Here is a 15515-nt window from a genome sequence, read left to right as displayed (position 1 = left end):
CTGGCTGACTGAATTAAGATTATTACAGTCAGTTATTAACCTTAGTGGTTAGCTAAAAGCAGTATGCTAAATTGCTGCTGCTTTTAGCCATTTATCTCAACCCTATTCATTGCCTTCATTCATCTTATCCGCGTTAATAGTACGCTGTCAGATGATTATAAAGATAACGGAGAAGCAACTTGAAAGATTTACTCGATATCATGCAAAGCCCTACCGGCAACGGTAATCAAGAGTTTGATAGCATCCAAATTACCTTAGCCTCACCTGACGTAATCAAGTCATGGTCGCATGGTGAAGTGAAAAAACCTGAAACCATTAACTATCGTACGTTTAAGCCTGAGCGTGATGGTCTTTTTTGTGCCAAAATTTTTGGCCCAGTAAAAGATTTTGAATGTCTATGTGGTAAGTACAAACGCCGTAAATTCCAAGGCGTTATCTGTGAAAAATGTGGCGTTGAAGTCACTACTGCTAAAGTCCGTCGCGATCGCATGGGTCATATCGACCTAGCCAGTCCTGTGGCGCACATTTGGTTCTTAAAATCATTACCAAGCCGCATCGGTCTCTTGCTAGACATGACGCTACGTGATATTGAGCGCGTTCTATATTTTGAAAGCTATATCGTTACTGAGCCGGGTTTAACTTCTTTAGAGAAGTACCAATTGCTTGACGATGAAGATTACTACCGAGCGCTTGAAGAGTTTGGCGACGAATTCACTGCCAAGATGGGTGCAGAAGCGGTACAAGACCTGCTAAAAGATATCGACTTAGATTTAGAAATCGATGAGCTGCGTGAAGCGATTCCGCAAACGGGTTCTGAAACTAAGCTTAAAAAGATGTCTAAGCGTCTTAAACTATTAGAAGCATTCCGTGATTCTAATAACAAACCTGAATGGATGGTCATGACCATCTTGCCAGTATTACCACCAGATTTACGTCCTTTAGTACCACTAGAAGGTGGTCGTTTTGCGACTTCAGATCTAAACGATTTGTATCGCCGCGTTATCAACCGTAATAACCGTCTTAAGCGCCTGCTTGAGCTGAGCGCCCCTGATATCATCGTACGTAACGAAAAACGTATGTTGCAAGAGTCAGTCGATGCGTTGCTAGATAACGGTCGTCGCGGTCGTGCAATTACAGGTAGTAATAAGCGTCCATTGAAATCTTTGGCAGATATGATCAAAGGTAAGCAAGGTCGTTTCCGTCAAAACTTACTTGGTAAGCGTGTCGATTATTCTGGTCGTTCGGTAATCGTTGTAGGTCCAACCCTACGTCTACACCAGTGTGGTCTACCAAAGAAAATGGCGCTTGAGTTATTTAAGCCATTTACTTATAACAAACTGTTATCTCATGGTTTGGCAACGACGATTAAAGCTGCCAAAAAGATGGTTGAGCGTGAAGAGCCGCAAGTGTGGGACATGCTGGCCATGGTTATCCGTGAGCATCCAGTGCTTCTTAACCGTGCACCGACGCTTCACCGTTTGGGTCTACAAGCGTTCGAGCCAGTACTAATCGAAGGTAAAGCAATTCAATTGCACCCGCTCGTATGTACTGCATTCAACGCCGATTTTGATGGTGACCAAATGGCCGTTCACGTGCCATTGACGCTAGAAGCTCAGCTTGAGTCACGTGCTTTGATGATGTCGACCAACAACATCTTGTCACCTGCGAACGGTGATCCAATCATCGTACCGTCACAGGATGTGGTATTGGGTTTGTACTACATTAGCCGCTCATCAGTGAATGCTAAAGGCGAAGGCATGATCTTTGCCACCGTCAATGAAGCATTGCGCGCGATTGGCTCAAACGATTTGCATGTAAACGCGAAAATTAAAGTTCGTGTGACTGAAACGCATTTCGATGAAGAAGGCAACGAGACCAAAGAAATCAGTATCAAAGATACGGTTGCTGGTCGTCTACTTATTTGGAACATCATGCCTAAAGGTATGACGTTTGATGAATGTAACCAAGAGATGACGAAGAAAAACATCTCACGCTTGATCAACTCTTGCTATCGTAAAGTAGGCGTTAAAGACAGTGTTATGTTTGCTGACCAATTGATGTACCTAGGTTTTGCACAAGCAACGCTGTCTGGTGTGTCTATCGGTTTGGATGACATGGTTATTCCACCGAGCAAAAAGCAAATCATCGAAGTTGCTGAAGGCGAAGTGCGCGAGATTGAAGATCAGTTTGAGCAAGGTTTTGTGACGGCTGGTGAGCGTTATAACAAAGTGGTCGACATCTGGTCACGTACCAATGACAAAGTCGCTAAAGCTATGATGGATAACTTGGCGACTGATAAAGTCATCAACGCGCAAGGTGAAGAAGAAGAGCAGAAGTCATTTAACTCTATTTTTATCATGTCAGATTCTGGTGCTCGTGGTAGTGCGGCACAGATTCGTCAGTTGGCTGGTATGCGTGGCCTGATGGCGAAACCAGATGGTTCAATCATTGAGACACCGATTAAAGCCAACTTCCGCGAAGGTTTGACGGTACTACAGTACTTTATCTCTACGCATGGTGCACGTAAAGGTCTAGCAGATACGGCATTGAAAACCGCTAACTCGGGTTATTTGACTCGTCGTTTGGTTGATGTTGCACAAGATTTGGTTATCACCAGTGATGACTGTGGTACCGAGCAAGGCTTGCTCATGAAACCACATATTCAAGGTGGCGAAATCATTGAGAAGTTGGGTGAGCTAGTACTTGGTCGTGTAACCGCTCGTGATGTTACTTATAATGATGACGCTGATAAGATATTGATTCCAGCGGGTACGTTGATCGATGAGCATTGGGTCAATGTGCTTGACGAAAATGCTATCGATGATATCTGGGTACGTTCAGTTATTACTTGTAATGTTGAGCACGGTGTTTGTTCACAGTGCTATGGTCGTGATCTTGCTCGTGGCCATAAAGTAAATATCGGCGAATCAGTCGGTGTTATGGCGGCACAGTCTATCGGTGAGCCGGGTACTCAGTTAACCATGCGTACGTTCCACGTGGGCGGGGCAGCAAGCTCAGCCTCTGTAGACAACAGCATCTCTGTACGTAATGCTGGTCAAGCGCATTTCGAAAACATGAAAACGGTTCAACATACCGACGGTCACTTAGTCATCGTATCGCGTTCTGCTGAAATTGCATTGACTGATGAGCTTGGTCGTGAGCGTGAACGCTATAAAGTTCCTTACGGTTCAAGCGTACTTGTGAAAGATGAAGATCAGGTCGAAGGCGGCCAGACCATCGCTAAATGGGATCCGCACACGCATCCTATCATCACAGAATTTGCTGGTACAGCACGTTTCAGTGACATCACTGATGGCTTGACAGCGACTGTGAAGGTTGATGACGCGACTGGTATGAGCTCGTTTGAGATTCTTGCTACTCGTGACCGTTCAAGCTCAGCAAAAGACTTACGTCCTGCTATTATCTTGAACACAGACGAAGGCAAAGAAGTGGTTTACTTCTTACCAGCCGAAACCATCATTCGTGTGAGCGATGGTGAAAAAGTAGCAGCAGGTTCGATCCTAGGCCGTGTACCACAAGCTTCTTCTGGTACGAAAGATATTACCGGTGGTCTACCACGTGTTGCTGATTTGTTTGAAGCACGTCGCCCGAAAGATCATGCCATCATGGCAGAAATGTCAGGTGTGGTTAGCTTCGGTAAAGAGACTAAAGGTAAAAACCGCTTTATTATCACCAATGAAGATGGTGAAGTACATGAAGAGCTGATCCCGAAATGGCGTCAAATTAACGTCTTTGAAAATGAGACAGTTGCCCGTGGTGAAGTGATCGCTGATGGTCCACAGAACCCACACGATATCTTGCGCCTAAAAGGTCAAACGGCACTTGCCGATTATATCGTTAACGAAGTACAGGACGTTTATCGTCTGCAGGGTGTAAAAATCAACGATAAGCACATCGAAGTTATTATTCGTCAGATGCTGCGCAAAGTTGAAATTACCGATGGCGGCGATTCAAGTCACTTCAAAGGTGATCAGGTCGAGTACGCTGATATCAAAGCGTTGAATGCCAAACTAGAAGCGGAAGATAAATTCCCAGTACAGTTCGAGCGTCAATTACTAGGTATCACCAAAGCCAGCTTGGCAACTGAAAGCTTTATCTCAGCAGCGTCGTTCCAGGAAACGACTCGTGTTCTAACTGCTGCTGCTGTGACTGGTAAAGTCGATGAACTACGTGGTCTGAAAGAAAACGTCGTCGTTGGTCGCTTGATTCCAGCTGGTACTGGTCTTGCTTATCATAAAGCCCGTAAAGAGAAAGCGGATCAAAAGCTACAAGACAAAGATCTCAATGCAGCGTTTGATATGACTGCTAGCACTGATAGTAAAGACTTTGCTAGCTTTGATGAAGCCTTTGCACAAGAGCTGAACCAAGATAACTAATAGTATTAGACATCTTTGATTCATTGTTAACTTAATAAAAAAGCCAGCCTAAGTTGCTGGCTTTTTTATGCGCTGAAAAAACAGATAAAAATGAATGATTGAAAGTACATATAATGAAAGACAATTCTCTTAGAAATCTGTTTCAAAAAATAGTAAACTGAAAAGTAGCTTATTTTTTATGAATACTGAACTCCCAATATAAGGATAATCAAAGCATGGCAGGCAAAACGCGCGTTGCTAAATATCAAGCAGATCGAACCAACCAAAAGCTGTATTTTTGTCGTTTATCTTGCCAAGCGGCTGGAAGTACCAACGATAAGCAGTTATATCAAGCACATTGTGAAACTGCTATTTTTCATTTGTATGGCAGTTTTTTAGCTTTTATCCAAGAGCTTGGTCATTTTTATAGCTTAAACATGACGGCACCTACTTTGTCAGATATCGAGCAAGTACTGAGCGAACGTACTCAAGTGTCACCTGAAATTCAACGCTTGCAGCAGTTACAAGAACAAGGCTTTCTTGCCAATGTAGAGCGCGCTTATCAACGTTGCCTGTATGCGGTACTGCCAGATAATTCGGTGGCTGAAAATACTAATATGGTTGAGATAGAACCAAAAGATCTTATCGTTAACGTTGTCACTTTATCGAATCAATGGTTGCCAGATGAGGCGACCATACGTGAGTGGCGGCAGCAGCTTTTAGAGCTGATTGAGCAGTTGCGTGCTGGCATGGTTGAGTTTTAGCAGGGTAGGACTTAACTGATTTTATAAGCAGGTCTTTAAGATTATAGTTCTAAAATAAAAAAGGGCTGGTTCAGTGATTACTGAACCAGCCCTTTAATGCTAAGTAGCCGTTACCCTCGCAAAGTATTTACTCTGGCATGGGCGGCATACGTTCGACAGGGGTGACCGTTAAGGGGTTTTGTGGCACGCTATCGGCGTTATTATTGCTTGGCTGTGACACGGGCGAACGCTCAGGTTCTAAAGGCTTACGTTGCTGTGCTTTGGTCTTGACGGGTTTGGCTGACGTGCTAGTATCGATACCATCATCTTCGCTGTCAACAGTGCCATCATCTGTCATCTCTATGATTTGTTGCATCTGTTTCTTAGATTTGGCACGGTTGTTAACAGACACCCATTGATTAGGCGCATCTTTAAGCTGCGCTCTCATAAAGTCCATCCATACAGGCAGCGCTGCCACGCCACCATACTCACGGCGACCCATAGTTGATGGTTGATCAAAACCCATCCATACGACAGTAGTGTTAGTAGGATGAAACCCTGCAAACCATGCGTCTTTCGCATCGTTGGTTGTACCAGTTTTACCACCAATATCATTACGTCCCAACGCTTTTGCTCGTACAGCTGTACCACGCTGCACGACATCACGCAAGATATCAGCCATATCATAAGCTACCCTTGGCTTCAAAATACGCGGTGCTTGCGTGGCAGTAATGTACTGCACGACAGGTGCTTTCAAACGATCTGAGGCTGGACTCCCATCATAAATATTTAAATCAAGCGCCTCGTTATCTTTTGCCGTATTGTCGCTATTTTCTGCATTGAGGTCAGCAGCTGATTTATTCTCTGCTGCTTTGTCTTTAGCGTTGGCTTTTTCCTCTTTTTTAGCAGCAAGCGCTGCATTCTCTTTTTCTATTTTTGCCTCATAATCTACGATAAGCTTTTTATTGAGATTTTCAAGTTGTTCGTTAAAGCATACAGCACAAGCTTGCTGCGGATTGGCTTGGAACAACAATTTGTTGTCGTAGTTGTAGATTTGTTCTATAAAGTAAGGCTGAACACGGTGACCACCATTTGCAAACGTGGCATAAGCTGTTGCCATCTGTAATGGTGTAGCCTGTCCTGTGCCTAGCGCTAACGATAAAGTCGTCGGTAGCTTTTCTTTATCAAGACCGAATTCGTCCAATAGATTGCGGGCATCGGAGATACCAATAGCCTGTAATAAGCGAATAGAGACTAAGTTACGCGATAAATACAAGCCACGACGTAAAGTGATGTCACCTAAGAATCGTTGATCAGAATTTTTCGGTTTCCAATCACCTACTTGAATCGGTCGATCCGAGACAATGCTATCTGGGCGATAGCCTTTTTCTAGGGCAGCGGTATAGACAAGCGGTTTAATGATGGAGCCTGGTTGACGCCAGCCTTGTAGAGCACGGTTGAACTTACTGTGGTTAAAGTCAAAACCACCAACCAAGGCATTAACCGCTCCAGTTTCGGGATTCAAGGAGACCAGACTTCCTTGTATTTTAGGGATTTGTCCCAACTGCCAATTACCATTCGCGGTCGGTATCAAACGAATGATATCGTTTTTATTGACAATTTGGCGAGCATTGTCAGGAAAGTAACCGATACGATTAGCAGAAATATACTTGCGTGCCCAGCTCATCCCAGACCAACCGACAGTCACATTCTCACCAGAGGGCATTGTCGCCTCAAAACTGCGGGCATTCACTTTGGTGACTTTGGCAGGAGTCATATTACTATAACGACGGAAATTTTCTAGCGGTTCATCATTTGCTTCCGCACCGCGCCAACCATGACGATGTTCGTAAGCCACCAAACCTGTCAGTACCGCCGCTTCCGCATCTGTTTGTGCTTTGCTATCAACCGTAAGGCGTACCCGCCATCCACTATGCATCACTTGCTCACCATAGCGATCAACTAAGGTAGAGCGTGTCATTTCTGCCAAATAAGGCATATTAACGTCTAGCTTTTCTTGGTATAAATTGATAGCTACCGGAGAGTTTACCGCTTCGTCGTGTTGCGCTTTATTGATATAGCCCAGCTCAAGCATACGGCCAATGATCCAGTTACGGCGAGTAAGGGCGCGGCTAGGATTGGCAACAGGGTTATATTTAGAAGGGGCTTTTGGCAGACCTGCTAACATTGCCATCTCAGCAATATTCAGGTTTTCTAACGATTTACTATAATATTTTTTGGCAGCGGCACGAATGCCATAAGCCCCTTCACCGAGGTAAATTTTATTAACATAGAGAGTCAAGATATCATTTTTACTGAGTTCGTCTTCAATCTTACGAGCCAAAAACAATTCCGTCAATTTACGATTTAAGGTACGTTCGGGACTTAAAAAGTAATTTTTGGCAACCTGCATGGTGATGGTAGAGCCACCAGTTTGGCTGTCATCGTCAGTCACCACTTCAGTCACCGCGCGACCAAGACCTTTAATGCTAATACCACTATGCTGGAAAAAGGCCGCGTCTTCTGCGGCTAAAAAAGCATGGGTGAGATCTTTAGGAATGTCATCAAAAGTAACAGGTAGGGAGAGACGATTACCATACTGACCGATTAATTTGTCATCTCGGCTATAGATCTGTAATGGCATCTCTAAATTGGCAGTTTTGATTTCTTGGGTACTAGGCAAGGTGGGTGATAGATACATCGCCATCCCATAAAAACCAATAGGCACGGCAAGCGCTAAGATAACGGCGAGCGCCAAACAGGCAATGAAAAGCCCCACCAAAAAGCGAATGAGACGAACGGTAGCATTTTTTTTAGCCATAATGAGACTTATCAATTAAAATTTGCAACAAATAAGCTATTATACCTTGAACAAAATAGGGAGGTCATAATAAATGTGTAAGTTCACCTTAATAACTTATTTAAATGCTTGAATCTATCTGTTAAGTAAAGTATTGTACTAAAATATTACAAATCACTATCAGATTGTACACTTAATATAAGGTATAGAGTTTGTGAGGCTATTTACTTCCAAAAGTCGACATTTGATTGGCATAGATATCTGTGCTACTTCGGTCAAATTGGTTGACATACAGCGCCAACAAGGGATGTTTCATCTAAAATCCTATGGTATTGAAAGACTACCGGAAGGCGTAGTCGTTGACAAACTTCTTGTAGATACTGAGGCAGTGGGTAATATTATAGCTGGCTTGGCGCGACGCTGTCAGGTAGCGGGCAGCGATGCCGCCGCCGCCGTCTCAGGCTCAGCAGTGATCACCAAAATCATTGATATGGATATGGTGCTAAGCGATATTGAGCGCGAAGCGCAAATCCGTCTGGATGCCGATCAATATGTGCCTTATCCTTTAGAAGATGTCAATCTGGATTTTGAAGTATTGGGCCCTTCTTTAGTAAATGACGAGATGGTACAAGTGTTGCTTGCTGCCTCGCGCTCGGAAAATGTCGACCAAAGAGTTGATGCTTTAACCTTTGGTGGCTTGCAAACTAAAGTGATGGATATTGAAACACATGCCATTGAACGTGCGTTCGGTTTGATGGCAGATAACTTGCCAAATATGCCAGAGATTGTCGCCTTGGTCGATATCGGACACAACCAAACCACACTATATATCGCCAAAAATGGCGAATTTATATATAGCCGTGAACAGTTATTTGGTGGCTCTCAGCTCACAGAGGCGATACAAAATCGCTATGGACTATCAGCTGAAGAAGCAAATATTAGTAAACGTGCAGGTACCTTGCCTGATGATTACTATCCAGATGTATTGACCCCTTTTATAGAAAATACTATCCAACAAGTCACTCGCTCTCTACAGTTTTATTTTTCCTCGAGCCAGTACAGCAGTATCGATCATATCGTACTGGCAGGCGGTAGTAGCTCTATTGCAGGTCTGGCCGGTATGGCGCAACAAAAACTGGGTGTGACGGTTAGTATTGCCAATCCTTTCACCAACATGACTATTGCGCCGCACATTGATAATGAGCAACTGGTCATGGATGCCCCGAGTTTAATGGCCGCGTGCGGTCTTGCGTTAAGGAGCTTCGACTAATGGCTCGTATTAACCTACTGCCCTGGCGGCAAGAAGAACGCGCGCGTCGCAATAAAGAATTTCTTACTTTAGTAGTGGCGGTAACTTTATTTGCCTTACTAGCAGCGTTCGCTTCATGGAGCTATTTTAATAATGAGCTTGATGAACAACGCAATGCGAATGTACTGATTGAGCAAGAGAACGCTCGCTTAGACAAAGCATTGATCGAAATTGATAGCCTAGAGCAACGCCGTGAAGATATTATCTCTCGCATGCAGGTGATTCAAGATTTGCAAGGTCGACGACCTGTGCCTGTACGTCTATGGGATGATTTGGCCAAAGCCATTCCGCCTGCGCTTTATCTAAATAACTTAAAGCGCGAAGGCGATATCCTTACTTTGACGGGTCTTGCGGACAATCCAAATATCGTATCAAGTTTGATTCGTAACCTTGATAGTAGCAAATGGATGGGCAACTCAGCGGTCAGCAATATTCAGCAAAATATTAGCGCGTATACACCAGCGCCTGCGCTTAATGAGCCGGTAACAACTGATGGACAGCCACGTCCCGTTTATCCTGAGGACAGTTACGTACAGTTTGTCGTAACGACCAAGGTGCAATCAGAGACTGCTGTAGCCGTTGATGCTGATGGTAGTACTGGGCTGGGAGGTGAGTTATGAAGCTGAGCCGTAAAAAAAGCCTAATCAAGACTAAAAAGAGCGCTGTCAATCCTAAAAAACAGTTTGACTTGAATGAGTTTCGCCGCAGTTTTGAGTCTTTGGATTCTGAAAACTACGGCAGCTGGCCAGTTCCGGTAAAGATAACGGTCATTGGATTTATCATTGCACTGATAGCGGCGCTATCGTGGGCATTACCGATTAGCAGCAAGATTGATGAGATTACTGCGGCAGAAAGTCAGCAGCAAACTTTACTTGATAGTTACCGTGAAAAAGAATCACGTGCACGTCACTTAAAAACTTATCAAGCACAGGTTGTCCAGATGGAGACGGAATTCAACACCTTACTTGACCAATTACCAAAAGACACCCGTGTGTCAGAGCTGGTAGAGGGTATTAACATGACGGGTGTTGGCAGTAATATACGCTTCCAAGATATTTCTGTAGAGCCTGAGATTGAAAATGAATTCTTTATCGAGCAGCCTATTCGCATTGCAGCGTTAGGGGAATATCATCAGTTTGGTAGCTTTATCAGTGGTCTTGCCGCCTTACCACGCATCATTACGATGCACGATTTTGAAGTCAGTAATCCACAGCCTACTTTAGATGTGTTGCCGGAGCTAAATTTGGTATTACAAACCAAAACGTATCGCTCAAAAGAAGCGGCGCCTGAAGGTGAAGAGGCTGTTGCTACTGATGCCGCTACGACCGATGCTGCAGGAGGCAACTAATGAATATCAAAAAACTGCCCATGCTGCTGATTTTAAGCGCCGCTGCTTTATCAATCACAGGTTGTAGTGATCGTATTGGTATGGCAGAAAAGGCGATGACCGATATTCGCAATCAGCCCGCTCAGCCTATCGAGCCGCCGCCAAAAGCTGAGCTGGTAGAAGATTTTGTCTATAGTGCCAGTACGCAGCGCAGCCCGTTTTTGCCGCCAAGCTTAGTCAATGTACAAGGTCCTAGCACCTCTATCGATGGCGTGCGCCCTGATATCACCAGAGTAAAAGAACCGCTTGAGCAATATGAGCTCTCACAGCTGACTTTTCGTGGCGTCGTAATTTCGCCAGAAGGTCAGCAGTATGCACTTGTACAGCGTCCTGATGGTTCGGTTGCTAGTGTGAGAGTAGGTGATTATCTTGGATTAAATGACGGCCGTATTGTTGAAATCACGCCGACCCAGATTAATTTGATTGAAATTGTGCCAGACAGTCGCGCCGGGTTTATTGAAAAACCCCAGTCGCTGGTCTCCCCTATAAGTTAAGTCGGCAGATTTTTTGAGGAATAAATAATGACAGTACGCAATAACAAGGTAATGATGATGAGCAACCGCGTCTCTTCTGCTTTTGCCATTTCTGCATTGGCAATCAGCATGGTAGCAGTTAGTAGCAGCGCCCATGCCGCCCAGCGCATTAATAATGTCTCTGTGGTACAGACTGCACCAGCAGTGACACAAATGCGTTTAGGCTTTGTAGGCTTGCCAGTATTACCTGCTGCTTACCAGCTCGATGATCCTAGCCGTCTGGTGTTGGATTTTGAACAGGTGCAAAACGGACTTGCCAGTCGCTTTAACGAATACAATATTGGTATGGTAAATGATGTCACGACGCTAAGCAGCGACAATACGACGCGTCTGATCGTTGGGCTTAAACAAGCGGGCAACTATACGACAGCGATTGATGGCAATGATCTGCTGTTGACCCTTACCGATCCCAGTCGCCCAGTCATCACCAATGACCCGATTCAAGACGTACTCAATAATAATAGCGGCATTACCACGACGGCAGTGGTCACACCGATTGTAGACACCAGTAGCGTGCCTGTCACTTCAGTGAGAACAGTCGCAACTAGCACGACCGTGGTGAATAACCAAGTGCCGAAGGATACAATGGTAGTACGAGTCAATCCGCTATTAAATCCACAGCTTGCTGCCTCTCAAGTTAGTAAGCAGTATAGCTATGATGGCTTAACGGCGGTGAATTTTTCGGCAGGGAGTAACGGCGGTGGCAACGTCAGTGTTGCGCTTGCCAACGAAGCGATTCCGGTTGATGTACAGCGCCAAGGTAATAAACTGGTCGTACGCCTAACTGGCAGCACGGTACCGAGAAACTTATTGCGTCGATTGAATATTAATAGTGGTCTCGTTAGTAGTATCGATACCAAAAACCAAGGTCAAAATGGGGTTATCACCATTAATATGACTGAAGATTATGAGTATCAAGCATATCAGTCGGGTAACCAGCTAAATATCAGTATAAGTAAACCTGAGCTGCTACGAGAGCCAACACTGGAAGAGAGGGTGTACAGTGGCGAAGCGCTATCCATGGAATTTCAAGATGTTGAAATCCGTAGCGTCTTAGATATTTTAGCGCAGTTTACTGATATGAATATCGTCGCTAGTGATTCGGTGGCGGGTAACATTACCTTGCGTCTGATCAATGTGCCTTGGGATCAAGCGCTTGATATTATTCTAAAAAGTAAAAATCTGGGCAAACGCGAGAATGGCAATGTGATTTTAGTCGCGCCATCTACAGAACTTGCTGAACAAGAAGCGCGTGAGCTTGAAGCGCAGCAAGCAGTTGAATCTTATGCGCCACTGCGTACCGAATACATTCGCTTAAGCTATGCAAAAGCGCAAGATGTATTAACCCTTATTTCGCAAGGTAGTGGTTCATCTGGTGGCAGCAACACTGGCAATTCAAATGCTAATGACAACAATACCTTATTGTCTAATCGTGGAACGGTCACGGTTGATGAGCGTACCAATACTCTGATTATCAAAGATGTCGCGGATAGTATCGAAAATATCCACAATCTAATCAGCAAAATTGATATTCCGGTCCGTCAAGTAATGATTGAAGCGCGTATCGTTAGTGCGACTGATAGCTTTAGTAAAGAGATTGGCGTTCGTTGGGGTATCCTATCGAATGGCGCAGCGAATAACCGTAGCCTATTGGTCGGCGGTAGTAATCAGACTTTGGCAGATCTTAAGGATTTTGATATTGAAACGACGACTGTCAATGGTCAAACGGTTTCTTATCCTTCCTATGATATCAGCCGTCCCGATAACTTAAACGTTGATTTAGGCGTTGCCAATCCAGCGGGTAGTATCGCTTTTGGCTTGTTAAGTATGTCGGATGTGATGCTGGATCTTGAGTTGTCAGCACTGCAAGCTGACAATCGCGGTGAGGTCATTTCAACACCAAAGATTTTGACAGCGGACAAACAAACAGCCAAAGTATCATCGGGTACGCAGATTCCTTACCAAGAAGCATCTGCCAGTGGTGCAACCACGACCAGCTTTAAAGAAGCGGCACTCAGCTTAGAAGCGACGCCAAACATTACACCAGACGGTAAAATTGGCTTGCAACTTGTTATTACCAATGGCACGCCAACGATTATCAATAATCAGGTAGCAATCGCCGAAGATTCAATCTCGACCAATGTCATCGTTGAAGATGGTCAAACCATCGTACTAGGCGGGGTCTTTAAAAATCGTACCACTAATGAGGTGTCTAAAGTGCCTTTCTTAGGAGACTTGCCTTATGTTGGCCGAGCTTTCCGTAAGGACGTACGTAGTAACTCTAAAGAAGAGCTACTGATATTTGTCACGCCAAAGCTGATCAACGATGGTGTGAGCCGTTTAAATTAATAATCGTGTTATCGGTTATAAATCAAAAAAAGCAAGCACTAGTGCTTGCTTTTTTTATGGGTAAGTTTTTGTGCGTGCGTGGATTTTACTCATAATAATCACTGCTCATTACTAGCCAGAATATCAATGACGTTGTATCATACCTAATTTAGCTGAGTGAGTGTTATGGTGGAGGAATTACCGTCGGTATTTTTAGTGGGGCCGATGGGAGCGGGGAAGACCACAATTGGCCGACTGCTTGCCAAGCAGTTAGGGCGGACATTCGTAGATAGCGATTGGTATATCGAGTCGCAAACCGGTGCTGATATTGCTTGGATATTCGCTAAAGAAGGCGAAGCGGGCTTTCGTGAACGTGAGACACGTGCCATTGATGAGCTGAGCCAGCAAAAGCAGATTGTCTTGGCAACGGGTGGTGGTGCTGTCATGGCTGCTGAAAATCGTGAATTTCTTAAGCAGCGTGGTATCGTGGTTTATCTCAATGCACCAGTTGATGTGCAAATGGCCCGCACTGCCAAAGATAAGTCGCGACCTTTACTACAACAGCCCAACCCCAGAAAAATATTGCAAGATTTATACAGTAAGCGCGATCCATTATACCGGCAAGTGGCACATATCATTATGCCTACTGGTCATACGTATCCTCGCCATATGGTCAATCAATTATTACAGCAGCTCGAATCCTTGTGTTGCGCGCCTTCTATAACACCAGACTCTAAAGAAGATTGAAGATAAAAAATAATAGACTATGGCGTGTCCTCATTTTTAACCTATTTAGATCGCTATCGATTAAATTGAGGACACGCTCTAGATGTATAACGATACTCAGCTAATGTAACTTCACTAAAAATGCTCAGGGAGACTTTCATGGCAACGGCACTGTTTCATGATGGCTTAACGGTACACACACAAAGCCATGATTATCCAATCATCATTACTGAAAAATCTGCGACAGAAGCTAGCAGTATGGCGAAGCAAGTCGCACCTTATATTAGCGGTCGCCAAGTATTGATTGTCACCAATGATATTGTGGCACCTTTATACTTAAAATCGTTAGAAGATGAGCTAGCACAGCAATTTACGGTAAAGGTCTGTGTGTTACCAGATGGTGAGCAATATAAGAACCAGACGAGTATTGACCAAATTTATGATGCCCTAATGGCTGAGCATTTCAATCGTGATGTTACGCTTATCGCACTTGGTGGCGGCGTGATTGGTGATATGACAGGCTTTGCAGCTGCCAGCTTTATGCGCGGAGTGAATTTTATCCAAATTCCAACCACGTTATTGTCGCAAGTGGATTCAAGCGTTGGTGGCAAAACAGGCATCAATCATGCCCAAGGCAAAAATATGATTGGGGCTTTTTGGCAGCCGCAAATAGTACTTGCTGAGATGAGTACGCTAAAAACCCTACCAGCGCGTGAGCTTTCGGCAGGCCTTGCTGAAGTCATTAAATATGCTCTTATCATGGATGCGGATTTTTTGACGTGGCTTGAGCACAATTTACCGGCGATGATGGCTTTAGATTTGGCGGTACTTGGCGAGGCGGTAAAACGTTGCTGTCAGTACAAAGCCGATGTCGTCGCCCAAGATGAAAGAGAGTCGGGTGTGCGTGCGTTATTGAACTTCGGCCACACTTTTGGTCATGTGATCGAAACCCATGAAGGCTATGGTAATTGGCTGCATGGTGAGGCCGTTGCCGCTGGCATGGTACAAGCGGCTGAGCTGTCACAAAAACTAGGCTGGTTAACGAATGAGGACGTGGCTCGTGTTAAGCGCGTTTTGACATTGGCCAATTTGCCTATTACCCCGCCTAATATTGACGTACAAACGGCTTTAGACTTGATGGGTCATGATAAAAAAGTGAAACACGGACAAATCCGCCTTATTTTGCTAAAATCAATAGGTGAAGCTGTGTTGACCAATGATTTTGATGCCGAGCTTCTCACTGATGTCTTGTCACAACATAGCTCATGAGAACGTCAAATTTATTGATTGTCACCGTATTGGTATGAGCACAG

The 15515-nt window shown here is 44.5% G+C and carries 10 protein-coding genes; 9 read left to right on the top strand and 1 reads right to left on the bottom strand.

Features of this window, described 5'->3' with window-relative positions; all coding sequences use genetic code 11:
• Positions 1 to 179: 179 nt before the first annotated feature.
• Together rpoC and RH96_RS13295 are read left to right on the top strand one after the other, a co-directional pair.
• A complete protein-coding gene (rpoC, locus tag RH96_RS13300; protein ID WP_010201712.1) occupies positions 180 to 4397 on the top strand; it encodes a DNA-directed RNA polymerase subunit beta' in 4218 nt (1405 codons plus the stop codon).
• A gap of 215 nt (positions 4398 to 4612) precedes the next feature.
• Entirely contained in the window at positions 4613 to 5140 is a 528-nt protein-coding gene (locus RH96_RS13295) for a DUF6586 family protein (protein WP_010201711.1), read from the top strand.
• A 127-nt stretch (positions 5141 to 5267) separates the two neighbouring features.
• Here RH96_RS13295 and RH96_RS13290 read toward each other — a convergent pair whose 3' ends face one another.
• Positions 5268 to 7940: a penicillin-binding protein 1A gene (locus tag RH96_RS13290; protein ID WP_010201710.1), complete on the bottom strand. Its 2673-nt coding sequence runs from the start codon at positions 7938 to 7940 to the stop codon at positions 5268 to 5270.
• Between the two features lie 193 nt (positions 7941 to 8133).
• On the opposite strand from RH96_RS13290, the gene pilM reads away from it, so the two are divergent.
• The 7 genes from pilM (at position 8134) to aroB (ending at position 15471) form a co-directional block, all read left to right on the top strand.
• Positions 8134 to 9189: a type IV pilus assembly protein PilM gene (gene pilM / locus RH96_RS13285; protein ID WP_010201709.1), complete on the top strand. Its 1056-nt coding sequence runs from the start codon at positions 8134 to 8136 to the stop codon at positions 9187 to 9189.
• Complete coding sequence (locus RH96_RS13280) at positions 9189 to 9848, top strand: PilN domain-containing protein (RefSeq protein WP_010201708.1); 660 nt, start codon at positions 9189 to 9191, stop codon at positions 9846 to 9848. Before pilM ends, RH96_RS13280 begins: the two co-directional genes overlap by 1 nt.
• Positions 9845 to 10576, top strand: coding sequence for a type 4a pilus biogenesis protein PilO (locus RH96_RS13275; protein ID WP_010201707.1), 732 nt, complete (start codon positions 9845 to 9847; stop codon positions 10574 to 10576). The genes RH96_RS13280 and RH96_RS13275 overlap by 4 nt, the downstream gene beginning before the upstream one ends.
• Complete coding sequence (locus RH96_RS13270; RefSeq protein ID WP_010201706.1) at positions 10576 to 11109, top strand: pilus assembly protein PilP; 534 nt, start codon at positions 10576 to 10578, stop codon at positions 11107 to 11109. The genes RH96_RS13275 and RH96_RS13270 overlap by 1 nt, the downstream gene beginning before the upstream one ends.
• Before the next feature lie 27 nt (positions 11110 to 11136).
• Positions 11137 to 13497, top strand: coding sequence for a type IV pilus secretin PilQ (gene pilQ, locus RH96_RS13265; protein ID WP_010201705.1), 2361 nt, complete (start codon positions 11137 to 11139; stop codon positions 13495 to 13497).
• Between the two features lie 165 nt (positions 13498 to 13662).
• The gene (gene aroK / locus RH96_RS13260; RefSeq protein ID WP_026037374.1) at positions 13663 to 14223 is read left to right on the top strand and encodes a shikimate kinase AroK; all 561 of its coding nucleotides are present in this window, start codon (positions 13663 to 13665) and stop codon (positions 14221 to 14223) included.
• Positions 14224 to 14361: 138 nt separating this feature from the next.
• Complete coding sequence (gene aroB / locus RH96_RS13255; RefSeq protein ID WP_010201703.1) at positions 14362 to 15471, top strand: 3-dehydroquinate synthase; 1110 nt, start codon at positions 14362 to 14364, stop codon at positions 15469 to 15471.
• Positions 15472 to 15515: the final 44 nt, after the last annotated feature.

The sequence above is a fragment of the Psychrobacter sp. PAMC 21119 genome (genome assembly GCF_000247495.1).
GTDB lineage: Bacteria > Pseudomonadota > Gammaproteobacteria > Pseudomonadales > Moraxellaceae > Psychrobacter > Psychrobacter glaciei.
This window is presented reverse-complemented; position numbering and strand designations above follow the sequence as displayed.

Coding starts and splice junctions, on each gene's coding strand:
- RH96_RS13295 (WP_010201711.1), top strand. CDS start 4,613: ATGGCAGGCAAAACGCGCGTTGCTAAATATCAAGCAGATCGAACCAAC.
- RH96_RS13290 (WP_010201710.1), bottom strand. CDS start 7,940: ATGGCTAAAAAAAATGCTACCGTTCGTCTCATTCGCTTTTTGGTGGGG.
- RH96_RS13280 (WP_010201708.1), top strand. CDS start 9,189: ATGGCTCGTATTAACCTACTGCCCTGGCGGCAAGAAGAACGCGCGCGT.
- RH96_RS13275 (WP_010201707.1), top strand. CDS start 9,845: ATGAAGCTGAGCCGTAAAAAAAGCCTAATCAAGACTAAAAAGAGCGCT.
- RH96_RS13270 (WP_010201706.1), top strand. CDS start 10,576: ATGAATATCAAAAAACTGCCCATGCTGCTGATTTTAAGCGCCGCTGCT.
- pilQ (WP_010201705.1), top strand. CDS start 11,137: ATGACAGTACGCAATAACAAGGTAATGATGATGAGCAACCGCGTCTCT.
- aroK (WP_026037374.1), top strand. CDS start 13,663: ATGGTGGAGGAATTACCGTCGGTATTTTTAGTGGGGCCGATGGGAGCG.
- aroB (WP_010201703.1), top strand. CDS start 14,362: ATGGCAACGGCACTGTTTCATGATGGCTTAACGGTACACACACAAAGC.